Source organism: Bacillus sp. LJBS17 (assembly GCF_019334685.1).
GTDB lineage: Bacteria > Bacillota > Bacilli > Bacillales > Bacillaceae > Bacillus > Bacillus subtilis.
In genome coordinates, this window is record NZ_CP079759.1 from 2,460,770 (window position 1) to 2,477,173 (window position 16,404).

Annotated in this window: 16 protein-coding genes; 3 read left to right on the forward strand and 13 right to left on the reverse strand. The window is 46.8% G+C overall.

What is annotated here, in order from left to right; all coding sequences use genetic code 11:
• Nucleotides 1–20: 20 nt before the first annotated feature.
• From buk to KXZ66_RS12690, 4 genes are all read right to left on the reverse strand, one after another.
• A complete protein-coding gene (gene buk / locus KXZ66_RS12675) occupies nucleotides 21–1,112 on the reverse strand; it encodes a butyrate kinase (RefSeq protein WP_151870184.1) in 1,092 nt (363 codons plus the stop codon).
• 18 nt (nucleotides 1,113–1,130) lie between these two features.
• Nucleotides 1,131–2,225 carry a branched-chain amino acid dehydrogenase gene (gene bcd / locus KXZ66_RS12680; protein WP_003230309.1) on the reverse strand — a complete coding sequence of 365 codons (1,095 nt, stop codon included), beginning with the start codon at nucleotides 2,223–2,225 and terminating at the stop codon, nucleotides 1,131–1,133.
• 11 nt (nucleotides 2,226–2,236) lie between these two features.
• The gene (gene yqiS, locus KXZ66_RS12685; RefSeq protein ID WP_151870183.1) at nucleotides 2,237–3,136 is read right to left on the reverse strand and encodes a phosphate butyryltransferase; all 900 of its coding nucleotides are present in this window, start codon (nucleotides 3,134–3,136) and stop codon (nucleotides 2,237–2,239) included.
• 124 nt (nucleotides 3,137–3,260) lie between these two features.
• Entirely contained in the window at nucleotides 3,261–5,339 is a 2,079-nt protein-coding gene (locus KXZ66_RS12690) for a sigma-54 interaction domain-containing protein (protein WP_004398669.1), read from the reverse strand.
• Between the two features lie 152 nt (nucleotides 5,340–5,491).
• Here KXZ66_RS12690 and KXZ66_RS12695 point away from each other — a divergent pair, with 152 nt between their 5' ends.
• Nucleotides 5,492–5,728 (forward strand): DUF2627 domain-containing protein, encoded by a 237-nt coding sequence (locus KXZ66_RS12695; RefSeq protein ID WP_043857790.1) that lies wholly within the window; start codon nucleotides 5,492–5,494, stop codon nucleotides 5,726–5,728.
• Nucleotides 5,729–5,769: 41 nt separating this feature from the next.
• On the opposite strand, the gene prpB is transcribed toward KXZ66_RS12695, so the two are convergent.
• The 9 genes from prpB to KXZ66_RS12740 form a co-directional block, all read right to left on the reverse strand.
• Nucleotides 5,770–6,675 carry a methylisocitrate lyase gene (gene prpB, locus KXZ66_RS12700; protein WP_004398772.1) on the reverse strand — a complete coding sequence of 302 codons (906 nt, stop codon included), beginning with the start codon at nucleotides 6,673–6,675 and terminating at the stop codon, nucleotides 5,770–5,772.
• Nucleotides 6,676–6,692: 17 nt separating this feature from the next.
• Nucleotides 6,693–8,111 carry a bifunctional 2-methylcitrate dehydratase/aconitate hydratase gene (locus KXZ66_RS12705; protein WP_151870182.1) on the reverse strand — a complete coding sequence of 473 codons (1,419 nt, stop codon included), beginning with the start codon at nucleotides 8,109–8,111 and terminating at the stop codon, nucleotides 6,693–6,695.
• Between the two features lie 14 nt (nucleotides 8,112–8,125).
• The gene (gene mmgD, locus KXZ66_RS12710; RefSeq protein WP_046160570.1) at nucleotides 8,126–9,244 is read right to left on the reverse strand and encodes a citrate synthase; all 1,119 of its coding nucleotides are present in this window, start codon (nucleotides 9,242–9,244) and stop codon (nucleotides 8,126–8,128) included.
• A 33-nt stretch (nucleotides 9,245–9,277) separates the two neighbouring features.
• Entirely contained in the window at nucleotides 9,278–10,417 is a 1,140-nt protein-coding gene (locus KXZ66_RS12715) for an acyl-CoA dehydrogenase (protein WP_032726112.1), read from the reverse strand.
• Between the two features lie 27 nt (nucleotides 10,418–10,444).
• On the reverse strand, nucleotides 10,445–11,308 hold the full coding sequence (locus KXZ66_RS12720; RefSeq protein WP_049141225.1) for a 3-hydroxybutyryl-CoA dehydrogenase: 864 nt from the start codon (nucleotides 11,306–11,308) through the stop codon (nucleotides 10,445–10,447).
• A gap of 24 nt (nucleotides 11,309–11,332) precedes the next feature.
• A complete protein-coding gene (locus tag KXZ66_RS12725; protein WP_219144584.1) occupies nucleotides 11,333–12,514 on the reverse strand; it encodes an acetyl-CoA C-acetyltransferase in 1,182 nt (393 codons plus the stop codon).
• 126 nt (nucleotides 12,515–12,640) lie between these two features.
• Nucleotides 12,641–13,372: a glycerophosphodiester phosphodiesterase gene (locus KXZ66_RS12730; RefSeq protein ID WP_049141221.1), complete on the reverse strand. Its 732-nt coding sequence runs from the start codon at nucleotides 13,370–13,372 to the stop codon at nucleotides 12,641–12,643.
• Between the two features lie 78 nt (nucleotides 13,373–13,450).
• A complete protein-coding gene (locus tag KXZ66_RS12735; RefSeq protein ID WP_010886565.1) occupies nucleotides 13,451–14,071 on the reverse strand; it encodes an N-acetylmuramoyl-L-alanine amidase family protein in 621 nt (206 codons plus the stop codon).
• 14 nt (nucleotides 14,072–14,085) lie between these two features.
• On the reverse strand, nucleotides 14,086–14,379 hold the full coding sequence (locus KXZ66_RS12740) for a lipoprotein (protein ID WP_003230284.1): 294 nt from the start codon (nucleotides 14,377–14,379) through the stop codon (nucleotides 14,086–14,088).
• Nucleotides 14,380–14,686: 307 nt separating this feature from the next.
• Between KXZ66_RS12740 and KXZ66_RS12745 the strand changes: the two genes are divergently transcribed.
• A complete protein-coding gene (locus KXZ66_RS12745) occupies nucleotides 14,687–14,839 on the forward strand; it encodes a hypothetical protein (protein ID WP_014480226.1) in 153 nt (50 codons plus the stop codon).
• A gap of 72 nt (nucleotides 14,840–14,911) precedes the next feature.
• Entirely contained in the window at nucleotides 14,912–16,030 is a 1,119-nt protein-coding gene (locus KXZ66_RS12750) for an NADH-dependent flavin oxidoreductase (protein ID WP_049141220.1), read from the forward strand.
• The last annotated feature ends 374 nt before the right edge of the window (nucleotides 16,031–16,404 follow it).

The following is a 16,404-nucleotide window of genomic DNA, read 5'->3' on the forward strand; positions in this document are numbered from 1 at the left end:
GGTGACTCACTCCTGTCTGTCTATTCAATACGATATTGTTTGGATTGCTCTTCGCCCTGCAATACTCTGAGCGCCCCTTGGGCAAGAGACTGCAGTTCATTTTCACCCGGATAGACTAAAACGTCTGAAATCCAATCTATGTATGATCTGATAGCAGAAACAAAGCTTTTGCCGTACGCAAGGCCTCCCGTCAGCACAATCGCTTCAACTTCGCCTTTTAACGCCGCGCTGGCTGCCCCGATTTCCTTTGCTACCTGATATGCCATGGCATCATAAATGAAGCGGGCTTTTTCATCGCCCCCTTGAATCATCTGTTCTACTTTTACTGCATCATTTGTACCGAGATAGCCGAAAAGTCCGCCGGTGCCAACAAGCTTTTTCATGATTTCTTCTTTTGTATATTCCCCTGAAAAACATAGATCAACAAGATCTCCCGCAGGCACTGTTCCTGCTCGTTCAGGACTGAATGGTCCCTCGCCGTGCAGGCCGTTATTGACATCTACCACTCGCCCGCGGTCATGGACGCCAATTGTAATACCTCCGCCCATATGGGTAATAATCATTTTCATGTTCTCATATCGTTTGCCAAGAGAGGCTGCCGCTTTACGAGCGACAGCTTTTTGGTTTAACGCATGGAAAATGCTTTTCCGTTCAATTTCAGGCATGCCTGAAACTTTCGCAAGCACTGACATTTCGTCTACGACAACAGGGTCGACGATATACGAAGGGATATTCAGGCCATCAGCGATTTCCCGCGCGATAATGCCGCCGAGATTAGAAGCATGCTGACCGGCGTAGCCGCTTTTCAAATCCTCAATCATCTCATCATTCACTACGTAGGTCCCGCCTTCAATTGGCCGGAGAAGGCCGCCTCTTGCGCAGACTGCATCAAACTTTGAGATATTGATTCCCTGTTCATGAAGCGTTTCGAGAATATGGTTTTTACGAAATTCATACTGATCAATAATTCGGTCAAATCGCTGCAGCTCTTCTATGTTGTGTCTCAATGTTTTTTCAAAAATGCTTCTTTCGTTATGAAAAACACCGATTTTCGTTGAAGTTGAGCCTGGATTAATTGTGAGAATGCGTTTTTCGTCATGTAGCACTTTCATAACCTCCAGATCAATTTCTTAACGTCTGCTTAATACACTGTGGCCGTTTTGCAAAAACTGGCTTCTTGAGCGGCGCATGCGTTCAATTCGTTCCTCTGCCAAGCGGTCAGCCGCTAAATATGCAGGAATGCCGTCACGCTGAGAAATCTCTAGTACACGCTCGATATTGCCGTAAATGCCTTCAACTTTTTTCAATGCACGTTCTGCATTATAGCCGTAAAGCTCATCTGCCACGTTGATAACACCGCCCGCGTTAATCACGTAATCCGGTGCATAAACGATGCCCATTTCGTGAATTTGATCACCATGGCGTGTCTCTTTTAATTGGTTGTTAGCCGCACCTGCGATCACTTTCGCCTTCAGCTGTTTAATGGTGTCGTCGTTAATAGTCGCACCAAGGGCACACGGCGCATAAATATCGCAGTCTTGTGAATAAATGTCATCAGGATCTACAGCACGGGCGCCAAAATCTTCAACTGCACGCTGTACAGATTGTTTGTTGATATCCGTAACGATTAAGTTTGCTCCTTCTTCATGCAGGTGGCGGCAAAGGTTATAGGCTACGTTCCCAACACCCTGTACAGCAATGGTTTTTCCTTCAAGAGAGTCGGTTCCAAAAGCAGCTTTAGCTGCTGCCTTCATTCCTCTGTACACCCCGTACGCTGTGACTGGGGACGGATTTCCAGAAGAGCCGAAAGCAGGAGAAATCCCTGTGACATAGTCTGTCTCATCATGAATGATATCCATATCCTCGACCGTTGTGCCCACATCTTCAGCCGTGATGTATCTGCCGTTCAGCCCTTGAATATAGCGGCCAAACGCGCGGAACATTTCTTCATTTTTGTCTTTGCGCGGATCGCCGATAATGACTGTTTTTCCGCCGCCAAGGTTTAAGCCGGCCGCCGCGTTCTTATAGGTCATGCCTCTAGCCAATCTGAGCGCATCTTCAATTGCCGCTTCTTCATTTTCATATGTCCACATTCTCGTTCCACCAAGCGCCGGACCAAGCGTTGTATCATGAATGGCGATAATCGCTTTTAATCCAGATTGTTCATCCTGGCAGAATACCAATTGTTCGTAATCGTATTTCTCCATATATTTAAAAAGTTCCATGTTCGTTCCTCCTAATGTGTGTATTCTTCAGATGCGCATATTGCCAGCGCAATGGAATACAGTTTATTTTCAGCAGAGTCCGCTCTGCTTGTTAAGGCAATCGGTGCTTTTGCTCCTGTAATGACAGCCGCCACGCTGGCCTTGGCAAAATAAATCAGTGATTTATATAAAATATTGCCGGCCTCAATTGTTGGGACGAGAAGGATATCTGCGTTGCCCGCTACGTCTCCCGAAATTTTTTTCTGGGCCGCGGCAATTTGTGAAACTGCGTTATCCAAAGCAAGCGGTCCATCAACAATGCAGCCTTTGATCTGGCCCCTTTTGTACATTTGAGCTAGAGCAGCTGCATTCACGGTCGCTTCCATTTTAGGGTTCACCGTTTCGACCGCTGCAAGGGCAGCTGCTTTTGGCATATTGTTCCCCACTGCATGGGCCACATGAACGGCATTTTGCAAAATCTGCCGAAGCTCTTCCAGCGAAGGAGCAATATTCATTGCCGAATCTGTCACAAACATCAGCCGGTCAAAATTCGGTATATCGAAGACAGCCACGTGGGAAAGGACACTTGCTGACCGAAGCCCCTCCTGTCTGTTCAATACCGCTTTAAGCAAAACAGAAGTCGGCACATTGCCTTTCATTAAAACGTCCGCTGTTTTATGATGCACAGCACGAACCGCTAATTTCGCCGATTCCTCAGGAGTATTGGCATGGACGATTTCCACTTGATGCCCTTGCATGGATGATGTCAGCTCGTTCAGTTTTTTGCTGTCGCCCGTTAACAAGAAACGGGCGGATAGGTGCTCGGCTGCCAGCTTTACAGCCCGGATCACTTCCTCATCCTCAGCATGAGCAACCGCAATGGTCTTATTTTTGTGTATCGACGCTTTGCCGATTAAATCTTTCAGCTTCATCTGTTACCACCTTCCTTGTTTCGACTCCGCCTTTTATTATGCAAGTTCCATGCCAGCTCTTAAGGGTGCTGTCATACCAGGTATACCGAAACATTCGTGCAGATGTTTGCGTTTATTCTGCAAATTATTGCATGCCTTCATTTGCAAGGCCATATTTATCCATTTTGTAATATAAGTTCCGAATGCTGACACCGAGAGCTTTTGCTGTTTTTGTCCGGTTAAAATGATGCTTTTCAAGCGTTTGCTGGATCAAATGCGCTTCAAATTTTTCTACTGCGACAGACAGCTTTTCGCCTTCAATATCCGGAAAATCAAAACCTGTTCCCTGATCTGTGTCATTTTCTTTTTGCTCAAGTTCGAATACAGGCAAGTGATCTTTTTCAATCCATTCCATATGCGGATTCAGAAAAATCATGGCTCGTCCAAGGACATTTTCAAGCTCCCGGACATTCCCAGGCCAATGGTAGGCAGATAAGGCGCGCAAGGCTTGCTGTGAGAGCCCTTTTACATTCCTGCCGTAATCCCGGTTGATCTTTTGGATAAGTCTGACGCTCAATGCTTCAATGTCCTCCAACCGCTGCCGCAAAGGCGGGATGGAGATCGGATAGCGATTGATCCGGTAATACAGGTCTTCCCGGAATGTTCCGTCCGCCATCGCCTTTTCAATATTTACATTTGTCGCCGCGATCACTCTGACGTTGACAGGGATCGCTTTCGTGCCGCCCACTCTGACGATTTCCTTTTCTTGAAGGACGCGTAGCAATTTGGCCTGCATATTTTGTGTCAGCTCACCGATTTCATCTAAGAAAATACTGCCGTTATTTGCTTCCTCAAATAAACCCTTTTTACCGCCGCGCTTCGCTCCTGAAAACGCACCATCCTCATAGCCGAACAATTCTGATTCGAGCAGGTTTTCAGAAAGGGCTGCACAATTCACGCGAATAAATTTATTGTATTTCCGGTCACTTTCGTTATGGATGGCATGGGCGAACAGTTCTTTTCCTGTTCCTGATTCCCCGCGCAGCAAGATGGTTGCCGGTGTTTTCGCACCGAGCTTCGCCTGCTCAAGCGCAACCAGCATTTGCTCGCTTTTGCCGATAATGTCGTCAAACGTGTATTTCGCTTCAAGCGTGCGAATAATTTGTCTGGCGCGATTAAGCTCCGCTGTCAGCATTTTAATTTCGGAAACATCGTGAATCACGCCGACGCTGCCTTTCAAAATCCCGTCCACAATCACCGGTGCTACATTAACGATGACCTCTTTTTCATTCGGGCCGACCTTCATTCTGACACCGCGGACAGGACGTCTTGTTTCAAGCACCTTTAAATGCATGCTTTCGCCTTCGGAAATATCAGTGTTTGCAGGCTTGCCGATGACTTCTTTTTCAGAAAGCCCCGTCATTTTCGTATATGCTTTATTGATTAGCAGGCCGATGCCGTTTTCATCAACGACAGAAATCGCCTCATCGGAGGATTGAATAATCGCCTCCAGCATCGTACGGACCTGCTTTAAGTTGGTCACTTCCTCTGCCAGCTCGACCGCATCAGTGATATCTTTAAACACACAAAGAGCCCCGAGCAGACGTCCGCCTTCATCAATAATCGGCAGTCTTGTGGTCACAATTTGCAAATGATCGCCTAACAGTTGCTTCTGGTTGTATTCAGGCACTCTTGTTTTTAAAATCCGCGGCATCTTCGTGCTCGGAATCACTTCTTTTATTGGGCGCCCAATGACTTCCTCACGTTTTTTTCCGACCATTTTTTCGGCCATATGGTTAAAGAGAATGATTTCTTCATTGATATCAATAAAAATCATTCCATCATGGGTGGAATTAAAAATTCTGTCATATTTATAGGTTTGCTCTTTTAGCATTTGAATCAGGTGCTGCTTTTCTTCCATCAGCTGAAAAACGATGTATGCCATTTTTCCCGGCATGACAATGGTATCTTCATGCTTTCTTTGAAGGAGCTCGTCAAACACGGCTTGATCGCCGGTGGTATGAATGACGATATCCGGTTTTTGTTGTATGTAAGGTTTCCAATCAGATGATACGGCAATCCCATACTGTTCTGCTTCTTTCAATCCCGGCGCCTCGGGGTCTTTGTCAACTACGGCAATGATATCTATGATGGCTGTTTTAATCAGAATATGTAATAACGCCGTTCCCCTTTTGCCGGCACCTACTATCAGTACCTTTTGCATCCCGATACCCCTTTGTATGAAAAAATTTGCACACCTATTTATTCCGTTGCAATAATTTGCACAACCCTATGTTACCACGTTTTCTTCTCTTGACAAAATATTTTTTCCGCTGGACAATAAAGGAAATGAAAAGATAAAGGGGTTTTCTGAAGATGAGCCGACTTCTTGCGCTTTTAATATTAGTCACCCCCGGGGCTATTTCTGCTTTAGGCATTAAACTGATGAGAGATACACTTTTCGGCCATACAATCAAGCCATTTTCAGCTCTTTGGCTCCAAGGGTTGTCAGGATTCATCTTTTTTGCGATCGGCCTCTATGTGCTGGCCGGGTTCATTTTATACAGAGACAGAAAACGCAATCAAGTCAGCCCGCGATTCAGAAAACGATAGCTGCAAAAAAGCCGGAGGATGCTCCGGCTTTTTTTGTTGCACTATTCGTCAGGCAAAACGGTCTTGGCAATCGTTTTGTCTAACGCTTCATAATCATAATAAGAAATCGTATCGTACAGTTCTTTTCGTGTCTGCATATCATGAAGTCCTTCTTTTTGTGAGCCGTGCTCCTTCATCAAACCAAACATCCGCTCACAAGCTTTTGCCGCCGCTCGAAGCGAGGTGACAGGATATATCACCATGTGAAACCCCATATCTTCGAATTCATCGGCACGATAATACGGCGTTTTCCCAAATTCAGTCATATTCGCAAGGAGCGGAACGGGGATACGCTCAGCAAACTGGCGGAATTCATTCTCCGCCTGTAGCGCTTCCGGGAAAATTGCGTCCGCTCCCGCCTCAATGTAAGCCTCTGAACGTTTTATTGCGGCATCAAGCCCTTCCTGCGCCCTGGCATCAGTACGGGCAACAACAATAAGGGAGGGTGCCGCTTGTTTAATGGCTTTTATTTTTTGCGCCATTTCCTTTATCGGAACTAGCTGTTTGCCATTTAAATGTCCGCATTTTTTTGGGAGCTGCTGGTCTTCCATTTGAACGGCTGCTACCCTGGCTTCAAGCATCTCCCGGGCTGTTCGGGCGGCATTTAAGACACCGCCAAATCCCGTATCGATATCCACAAGCAAAGGCAGATCAGCTGCACGCACAAGATCTTTGGCCCGTTCAGCTATCTCTGCCGATGTGATGATCCCTAAATCAGGCAGCCCCCTGCTGGCTGTATAGGCAGCACCGGACAAATAAATAGCAGAAAAACCGGCTTCTTTCGCAAGCAAAGCGGCCATCCCGTCATGGGCGCCGGGAATTTGAAGAATGTCCGGTGCTGACATCAGCTTGCGGAAACGCCCGGCAAGCTCCTCTTGTGACGATTGCTTATTGACGATCCACGACATGAAACAAAATCCCCCTTTTACATGCAGAACATGTCTACGAATTCATTTACGCGCATCGTTTGTAATGTCTCATAGCTGGTACAGCGCTCATAAATGTGTTTGTGATGTTTATCAGGAAAATGGGTTTTGAGATTGTCAGAAAACTTTTCCAGCAGTTTCGGCACTGCTTCCTCTCTTCGAAAACGATGGCCGAGGGGAAACTCACATTCCACCATTTCCGTGCTCGTTCCATCTTTAAAATGAACCTGAACGGCATTTGAGATGGAGCGTTTATCAGGCTTCAAATAATCCTCGGTATATGTTTTATTTTCAGTCACTTCCATTTTATCACGAAGTTTATCTATTCTCGGATCATTCGCTGTTTCAGCTTCATAATGCTGTGCGGTGATATCACCAAAAAGCAAACCGATTGCTGTAATGTATTGGAGACAGTGATCACGGTCTGCCGGATTGTGGAGCGGGCCTTTTTTATCAATGATACGGATAGCGGATTCATGCGTTCTGATGACAACTCGGTCTATCTCGTCAATCCGGTTCTTTACCTGCGGGTGAAGAATGACGGCGCACTCCGCCGCTGTCTGGGCGTGAAATTCCGCAGGATAAGACACTTTAAATAACACATTTTCCATGACATAAGCGTCAAGCGGACGGGCAAGCTTGATCTCTTTCTTATTGAATAAAACGTCTTGGAACCCCCAACCAGGTGCACTCAGGGCTGTCGGATAACCCATTTCCCCTTTTAACGACATCAGCGCCAAATGAACACCTCTGCTCGTTGCATCTCCTGCCGCCCATGATTTACGCGAGCCTGTATTCGGTGAATGGCGGTATGTCCTCAATGCTGCATTGTCAATCCATGCATTCGAAAGCGCATTTTTGATTTCTTCTCTTCCGCCGCCCAAAAGCTTTGCCGCAACAGCGGTTGTCGCAACTTTGACAAACAGCACATGGTCAAGGCCAACTCGATTTAAGCTGTTTTCTAACGCCAGCACACCTTGAATCTCGTGTGCTTTGATCATCATCTCAAGTACGTCGCGTACTGTTAACGGCTCTTTTCCTTCAGACAGCCTCACTCTTGATACATAATCAGCAGTGGCAAGGATTCCTCCCAAGTTATCGGATGGATGCCCCCACTCCGCCGCCAGCCACGTATCGTTGTAATCGAGCCAGCGAATCATGCAGCCGATATTAAACGCTGCCCTCACAGGATCGAGAACATATGACGTTCCCGGCACTTTGCTTCCATTCGGCACAGTCGTTCCTGGAACAATCGGGCCAAGCAGCTTTGTGCATTCCGGATACCGTAGCGCCAAGATCCCGCAGCCCAAGGTATCCAGCAATACATGCCCCGCTGTTGTATACGCTTCGGCACTAGTAATCTCTTTTTCAAGCACATAGTCTGTGATTTCTACGATTACACGATCCGTTTTCGGCATTCTACCAGCTCCTTTCATGATTTTGTTTGATATCGCGGGCCCATGTAACTGACACGGGGACGGAAGAGCCGATTATTGGCATGCTGTTCGATCACATGGGCGCATAAACCGGACGTTCTCGCGCTGAAAAAGACCGGCGTATATAAAGGAATCGGTATGCCGAGCATCCAATACACCGGGGCAGCATAGTAATCCAAATTCGGGTAAAGCCCTTTTTCCTTCTCCATCAGCCGCTCACCCGCTTCACACATCTCATATAAACGATGGTCACCGGCTTTATCGCATAATTGCTGCAGCGCCTCTTTCATCATGAGTGCTCTTGGGTCCATTTTTTTCATATACACCCGGTGGCCGAAGCCCATGATTTTTTCTTTTCTTTTCAGTTTTGTTTGCAGAAGCTGCTCAAAATCAGATGTCGTTTTTGCCTCCAAAAGCAAATACATCACAGCTTCGTTTGCTCCTCCGTGAAGATTCCCTTTCAGGGAAGCGACAGCCCCAGTCAAAGCCCCATAAAGATCTGAATGTGTAGATGCAATGACCCTGGCCGCAAAGGTTGAATTCGGCATCTCATGCTCACTGTACAGGACGAGCGACCGGTCAAAAATCTGTTCTTCCAATGAAGACGGCAATTTCCCTGTCATCATGTATAGAAAATTCGCACTGTAGGATAAGGTATGAAGCGGAAGAATCGGTTCTTTCTTATTAATGATCCTGTAGCTGGCAGCAGTGAGGGCAGGCATTTTCCCAAGAAGCTGATAGGCGCGTTCTTTGTTTGCGGAAGGAGACCGATCATCAATTTGCCGATCATAGCCAGCAAGTGCCGACAGGCCGGTACGCAGACTATCCATTGGATGAGTGTCCTCAGGGAGCAGCTCAAGCAGACGGAGATGATCAGCAGGCAGGCTTGCGGCACTGTTTATTTTACGTTCCAGCGTCTCCATTTCACTTTCTTCTGGCAGTCTGCCCTCCAGCAATAAATGGACAAGCTCCAGATAGCTTTTTGTTTCAGAAAGTTCTATTAAATCATAGCCTCTTATCAAAATCTGGCTGGACTGCGTGTCAAGATAAGAAATATGAGTTTCTGCCGCAATCACACCGTCCAACCCTGGAGAATATTGCTGTTTCTCCTCCATATCCTCAACCTCCGTTTTTGCGTTTTTTGTCTATCAGGTTCCGCCAAGCAAATACTTGGAAATAATCAGTCTTTGAATCTCGTTCGTCCCTTCATAAATTTGCGTCACCTTTGCATCGCGAAGCAGGCGCTCAACTGGATAATCCTTCATATAGCCATATCCCCCATAAATTTGAACGGCGTCTAACGCTGCCTTCACGGCTGCATCGGAAGCAAATTGTTTAGCCATAGACGCTTCTTTTCCACAATTTAGGCCGCGGTTATGAAGGTCTGCGGCGTGGTAGACAAGATGTCTTGCCGCCTCTGCCCTAGTCGCCATGTCAGCCAGCTTAAATGATATGCCTTGATTGGCTGCGATCGGCCTTCCAAATTGCACTCGCTGCTTCGCATAATCAACGGCATGCTCAAGAGCCGCCTCTGCAATTCCGAGGGCCTGTGCCGCAATGCCGATCCGGCCGACATTTAAATTCGCCATGGCAATGTGAAAGCCATCCCCCTCTTTGCCAAGCAAATTGGCTTCAGGCACTTCTGCATTATCAAAAATCAGTTCCGTAGTATTGGAGCCATAAAGCCCCAGCTTTCTTTCTTTTTTTCCAACGGTAAAACCGGGTGTGTTTTTTTCAACAATAAAAGCCGAAATCCCGTGCCTGCCTTGATCTGGAGCTGTTAAAGCAAATGTGATATAGATATCAGCTGCTCCGCCATTCGTTATGAATATTTTCGATCCGTTTAATAGATATTTGCCGTTCTTTTTGATTGCTGTTGTGCGGAGGCTCCCGGCATCCGACCCCGAGTGAGGCTCCGTTAGTGCAAATGCGCCCAAATGGTCTCCTGACGCGAGCTTTGGTATATATTTCATCTTTTGTTCTTCGTTGCCGAAATACAGAATCGGATTCGTGCCGACTGAGGTATGAACGGAGAGTATCACGCCGACAGCCGCACTGATTCTAGAAATCTCATGAATCGCCAAAATATAAGAAACAACGTCCGCCCCGGCACCGCCGTATTGTTCCGGCACCGGTATTCCCATCAGTCCGTGTTCACCCATTTTTTTGATCAGCTGAAAGGGAAATTCGTCCGTTTTCTCCATGATTTCCGCAGCGGGAGCAATTTCTTTTCGTGCAAAATCACGCACCATTTTTCGCATCATGACTTGCTCTTGGGTTACATGCAACTCGGCCACCCCCGGATGGAATAGACTTTAGGAAGTCCTCTCCTCATAGTCATAAAAACCGCGTCCGCTCTTTTTGCCAAGCCAGCCTGCTTTGACATACTTGCGGAGCAGCGGGCAAGGACGGTATTTGGAATCGCCAAGGCCTGAGTGAAGGACTTCCATAATTGATAAACACGTATCCAGTCCGATAAAATCCGCTAATGCAAGCGGACCCATCGGATGATTCATGCCCAGCTTCATCACTTCGTCTATTGCCTCCGGCTTCGCCACTCCCTCATACACGCAATAAATGGCTTCATTAATCATTGGAAGAAGCACACGGTTGGAAACAAACCCAGGAAAATCATTGACTTCTACCGCTGTTTTCCCCATCTTTTCCGCTAATGCCATAACATCTAAGGCCGTTTCTTCTGATGTAGCCAAGCCGCGAATCACTTCAACCAGCTTCATTACAGGGACGGGATTCATAAAATGCATGCCAATAACCCGTTGAGGCCGGTTTGTTACAGCAGCGATTTCTGTAATAGGCAAGGAAGATGTATTGCTGGCCAAAATCGTATGAGACGGGCAAATGCGATCAAGTGTTTTAAACATCTCAGTTTTTGCCGCCATGTTTTCTGCGATAGCCTCAATCACAATGTCCGCATGCTCTGCCTCCTCAAGCGTTTGAGAAATCGAAATGCGGCTGATTACGCTCTTCACTTCCGTCTCGGTCCTTTTTCCTTTCTCAGCATCACGGGCCAGCTGTTTCTTCAGCCGTTTCAATCCTGCCTCCGCGGCCTCTGGATTCACATCATACATCCGCACATAAAAGCCCGCGTCGGCAGCTGTTTGAGCAATTCCGCTTCCCATCTGACCTGCGCCAGCTACCATGATTTGTTTGATTTCCATTCAAATCCCCTTTTTCATCATGTTTTAATGAACCTGCACTAAGACGGCGTCTCCCTGTGCTGCCCCGCTACAAATAGCGGCAACGCCCAGACCCCCTCCCCGTCGCTTTAATTCATAAACAAGCGTCATGAGAATTCTCGCACCGCTCGCGCCGATCGGGTGGCCGAGCGCGATCGCACCGCCATTTACATTTACTTTTTCAAGATCGAAACCTACGATTTTTTCACATGTCAAAACAACTGAAGCAAAAGCTTCATTTACTTCAAACAAGTCAATATCTTGGACAGTTAAACCGTTCTTTTTCAGAAGCTTGTTAATGGCAAATCCCGGCGCTGCCGCCAGCTCGTGCGCTGGCATTCCCGTAGTTGAAAAACCAAGAATTGTAGCCAGAGGCCGTTTGCCAAGCTCAGCAGCTTTTTCCTCAGACATCAGCACGAACGCGCCGGCTCCGTCATTGACCCCAGGAGCATTGCCGGCTGTGATAGAACCGTCACTTGCATAAATAGGAGCAAGTTTCGCGAGCTGATCCAGACTTGTGTCACGGCGAATCGCTTCATCTTTATCAACAACGTTTGGTTTTCCTTTTCGACCGATCCAGTTGACGGGAACAATTTCATCCTGAAACTTCCCTTCATCGGCGGCCTTAGCTGCCCTTGCATGACTTCTCAACGCCCATTCGTCCTGCTCTCTTCGTGAGATTGCATATTCCATGGCAGCTGTATTTCCGTGAACAGCCATGTGCACCTCGTCAAATGCGCACGTTAATCCGTCATACACCATTAAGTCCCTAAGCTCGCCGTCCCCCATCCGTGCTCCCCAGCGCCCGGCGGGAACGGCATACGGAATATTGCTCATGCTTTCCATTCCCCCCGCAACAAGTATGTCCGCATCCTGCGCCCGAATCATTTGATCACATAAAGTGACAGCGCGAAGGCCGGAAGCACAGACTTTATTCAGTGTTTCTGACGGCACACTCCAAGGCATTCCCGCCAGACGGGCAGCTTGACGGGAAGGTATCTGCCCTGAGCCGGCCTGGACAACCATGCCCATGACGTTTCCTTCTACATCATCTCCAGAGACTCCAGCCCGTTGCAGCGCCTCCTTCATCACAATGCCCCCAAGCTCAGCAGCTTTCACCTCTTTCAAAACTCCGCAGAATTTGCCAAATGGAGTTCTTGCAGCACTTACAATGACTGTTTTCCTCATGGTTTCACCTCATTCAGAAGATAGACAGCGCTTACAATTTCTAGTTGTCTTCTATGAATGTATGCTTTGAAACGGGCATGAATGAATGAAAAAAGAAGGCTGCATCAAACAGCCTCCTTCTAACAACTATTCATTTTTCAGCAATGCCGAAGCCTTTTCTGGAAAGTCGGTAAACATGCCGTCTGCTCCCGCTTCAATGAGACACTTCATATCTTCCGGACGATTGACTGTATACGGCCTTACCTTAATCGAACTGTTCCTCATTTTCTTCAGCACTTCATCTGTGACCCCTGGGCTGTTTAACTTCGGGTGATAGCCGGAAGCCGGAATAGACGCGATATATCGATCTGCCTGATAAAGCACATCTGAAGTTAATACTGCCCGTTCGATATGCGGCGCAAGCCGGGAGCATAGCGCCAAGCTGTCATGATTAAACGTGGATAGGATGACTCTGTCCTCTACATTGAATCGCTTCACTGCCTCCAGCACTTTTTCTTCCATTCCCTCATAGCGGATCACGCTGTTTTTTAATTCAATGTTGATGAGAAAATCCTTTTTTACCGCCCACGAGAGCACATCTTCTAGCAGCGGCACTTTTATATCGCTGTACGCTTGATCGTGACCAGCGGCCGCATTCGCAGTCTTCACCTCATCATAGGCTGTATCCTTCACGAATCCTTTAAGTGATGTCGTGCGATTAAGTCTTTCATCATGAATCACAACAATGCGTCCGTCTTTCGTCAGCTGTACATCAAGCTCTATCCCATCCGCTCCGGCTTCAATTCCTTTTTCAAATGCAAGCATTGTATTTTCGGGAAATTGACCTGATGCCCCCCGGTGGGCAAAAATCTTTGTCATCGTTTCACCTCAAACCCTAAAGTTTTCTCCATTATACTTATTTTGTCGGCTCCACTCTAGGATTAAGGCTGTATCAATCTACTGATCATAATAAGAATCAATGCCGTTGACAATCGCATCTGCGGCCTTTTGCTGGTATTCTTCACTTCCCAGCTTGTCCGCATCAGAACTGTTAGTGATAAACCCAAGCTCCGCCAACACACTTGGCATTTGTGAATATGTAATGACGTAAAAGTCTGATTCTTTCACGCCCCTGTCTCTCGTTTGTAAGGATGAAACGAGCTGTGACTGAATATCGGATGCCAGACGCCGGCTGTTCTCCCCTTCATAATCAGATTGAAAATACGTTTCTGTTCCTGAAGCTGAAGCTACCCCTGAATTCACATGGATGCTGACAAAAAGGTCAGCCTGATTGGCACTTGCCTTAGCCACTCTTTCCTCCAAGGTCAGAAAATGATCGTCAGACCGGGATGCAACAGGATTGGCTCCCTCCTCTTTTAGTTTGTCTGTCACATGCTCTGAGACAGCCAAATTAATATCCTTTTCAAAGAGCCCGTTTCCGACCGCTCCACTGTCTTCACCGCCGTGTCCGGCATCAATATACACTGTTTTCCCTTCTATCGGCTCTGCTGCCTGTGCACAAGGCGCGAGCGTCAAAGCCAATCCGCACAGCGCCAAGCTCCTCCATAACATTCTCAACTTACTCCCTCCGGTCACGAGTTCTTTCGCAGCTGAATATCTTCCAGCTGTAAAGTTCCATTATCCTTCTTTGTATATTTCACCAGGACATGTGTCTGATCTGGCAGTGATTCACATTCATCACGTTTATCCTTCGGAACTTGTATCATGGTTTCTTCTCCATTAAGAGAAACCGCAATCGTATGAGGATCAGCCGAGCCAATGTATTTTCCCTCTTCGGTAAACCTTGGCACTGAGTCATCCGCACTTGCAACACTGCACCCCGAAAGAAAGAGCGCAGTAAACAGCAAAAGAACCGTTTGTTTCACATGACCACCTCTTCCTGATGTTTGGCTTTTATCTTTGACCAGAATGGCGAATTTGTAAAGACAACGCGAATGCAGGCGAGCAAGTTCCATGATTTTCAAAAGGGCTATACGACCCGATCATTTCCTGTTGTTAGAAAGATAACGAGCAGATTTGTCTATGAGGATGGCTCTAATTGAGGCGTCAATTAGAAAAAATTAGCGGAAAGAAGCAACTTTTTATTCATTTTAAAAAATTTGAGAATAGGGTGAGCAAATCGTTTGACGGGTGGGTCAGCCAAGCGTAACCTTTTAAAGGATATTTACTTTATTGAAAGAAGTTAAAGCCATGAAAAAATTCGTTCTGCTGCTGGCGGCAGCTGTCATCACATGCTCCATCGGCCACCAAATCAGCGGCGGCTACAAAGGCCCCGAAAAAGAGCGGCGAAAACATCACTCTGCACTCAAGATATTCAGTCGGTAAAGCAGATCAATTGCATTAATTTTTACATATAGGCTAGAATATGTGCGAATCCAAACGAAAGAAGATGATCAAATGAATCCTAAGTATAAGCCACTTTTTGAACCATTTACGTTTAAAAGCGGCGTCACAATCGACAACCGGATCGCAGTAGCACCAATGACTCATTACGCTTCTAATGAAGACGGTACAATATCTGAAGCGGAGCTCGACTACATCATCCCCCGTTCAAAAGAGATGGGAATGGTGATTACAGCCTGCGCAAATGTTACACCGGACGGAAAAGCATTCCCCGGGCAGCCGGCCATCCATGACGATTCCAACATTCCAGGTTTAAAAAAGTTAGCACAAGCCATTCAGGCACAAGGCGCTAAAGCTGTTGTACAAATTCATCACGGCGGTATTGAGTGCCCGTCTGAGCTTGTTCCTCAACAAGATGTTGTGGGGCCAAGTGACGTGTTTGATAACGGCAAACAAATTGCTCGCGCATTAAAAGAAGAAGAAGTGGAAAACATTGTGAAGGCGTTTGGAGAAGCGACAAGACGTGCCATTGAAGCGGGCTTTGACGGTGTCGAAATTCACGGTGCAAACGGCTACTTAATTCAGCAGTTTTATTCTCCGAAAACCAACCAGCGCACGGATCGCTGGGGAGGAAGCGATGAAAAACGATTAGCCTTCCCGCTCGCTATTGTCGATGAAGTGAAAAAAGCCGCTTCAGAACATGCGAAGGGTGCGTTCTTAGTCGGCTACCGTCTGTCTCCGGAAGAACCTGAGACACCGGGATTGACAATGACTGAAACTTATACGCTTGTTGATGCTTTAGGGGATAAAGAATTGGACTATCTTCATATCTCACTGATGGACGTGAACTCAAAAGCGCGCCGCGGTGCAGATCCGACTCGCACACGCATGGACTTATTGAATGAACGTGTCGGAAACAAAGTGCCGCTGATCGCCGTCGGTTCCATCCATTCCGCTGATGACGCGCTTGCCGTCATCGAAAACGGTATTCCGCTAGTCGCTATGGGACGCGAAATTCTAGTTGACCCTGACTGGACGGTAAAAGTAAAAGAAGGCCGTGAAAAGCAAATCGAAACAGTGATCAAAGGCACAGATAAAGATAAATATCATTTGCCTGAACCGCTATGGCAAGCAATTGTGAACACGCCAGGCTGGGTGCCTTATAAAGATTAATGTGCAAAAGACTGCCGAAACGATTCGGCAGTCTTTTTCCCTTTATATAAATAGTTTGTGTACACATCTAAACAGCAAAAGAAAGAGCTCCCCACCAACTTCGAAAAGAAAGTCCAGGAAAAACCCCTCACGCTTTCTTGCTTTTTTCTTTTTCATTCGTACGTCTCCTTTTTACATGAATACGCCTTACTTACGATTTTGCAGGAGAAAGGTTTCATTTTATAACGGACATATTTAGGGTCGATCATGCTTCGTGATCCTATAAGATGTATGAATGGACCAAGAGTGCAGGTAATACCGCCATTTGCTTTCCTTACTTTTCAAACCTATCCTTTACTATATGCGGATACTTAATATTCTTCTCCCATACTACA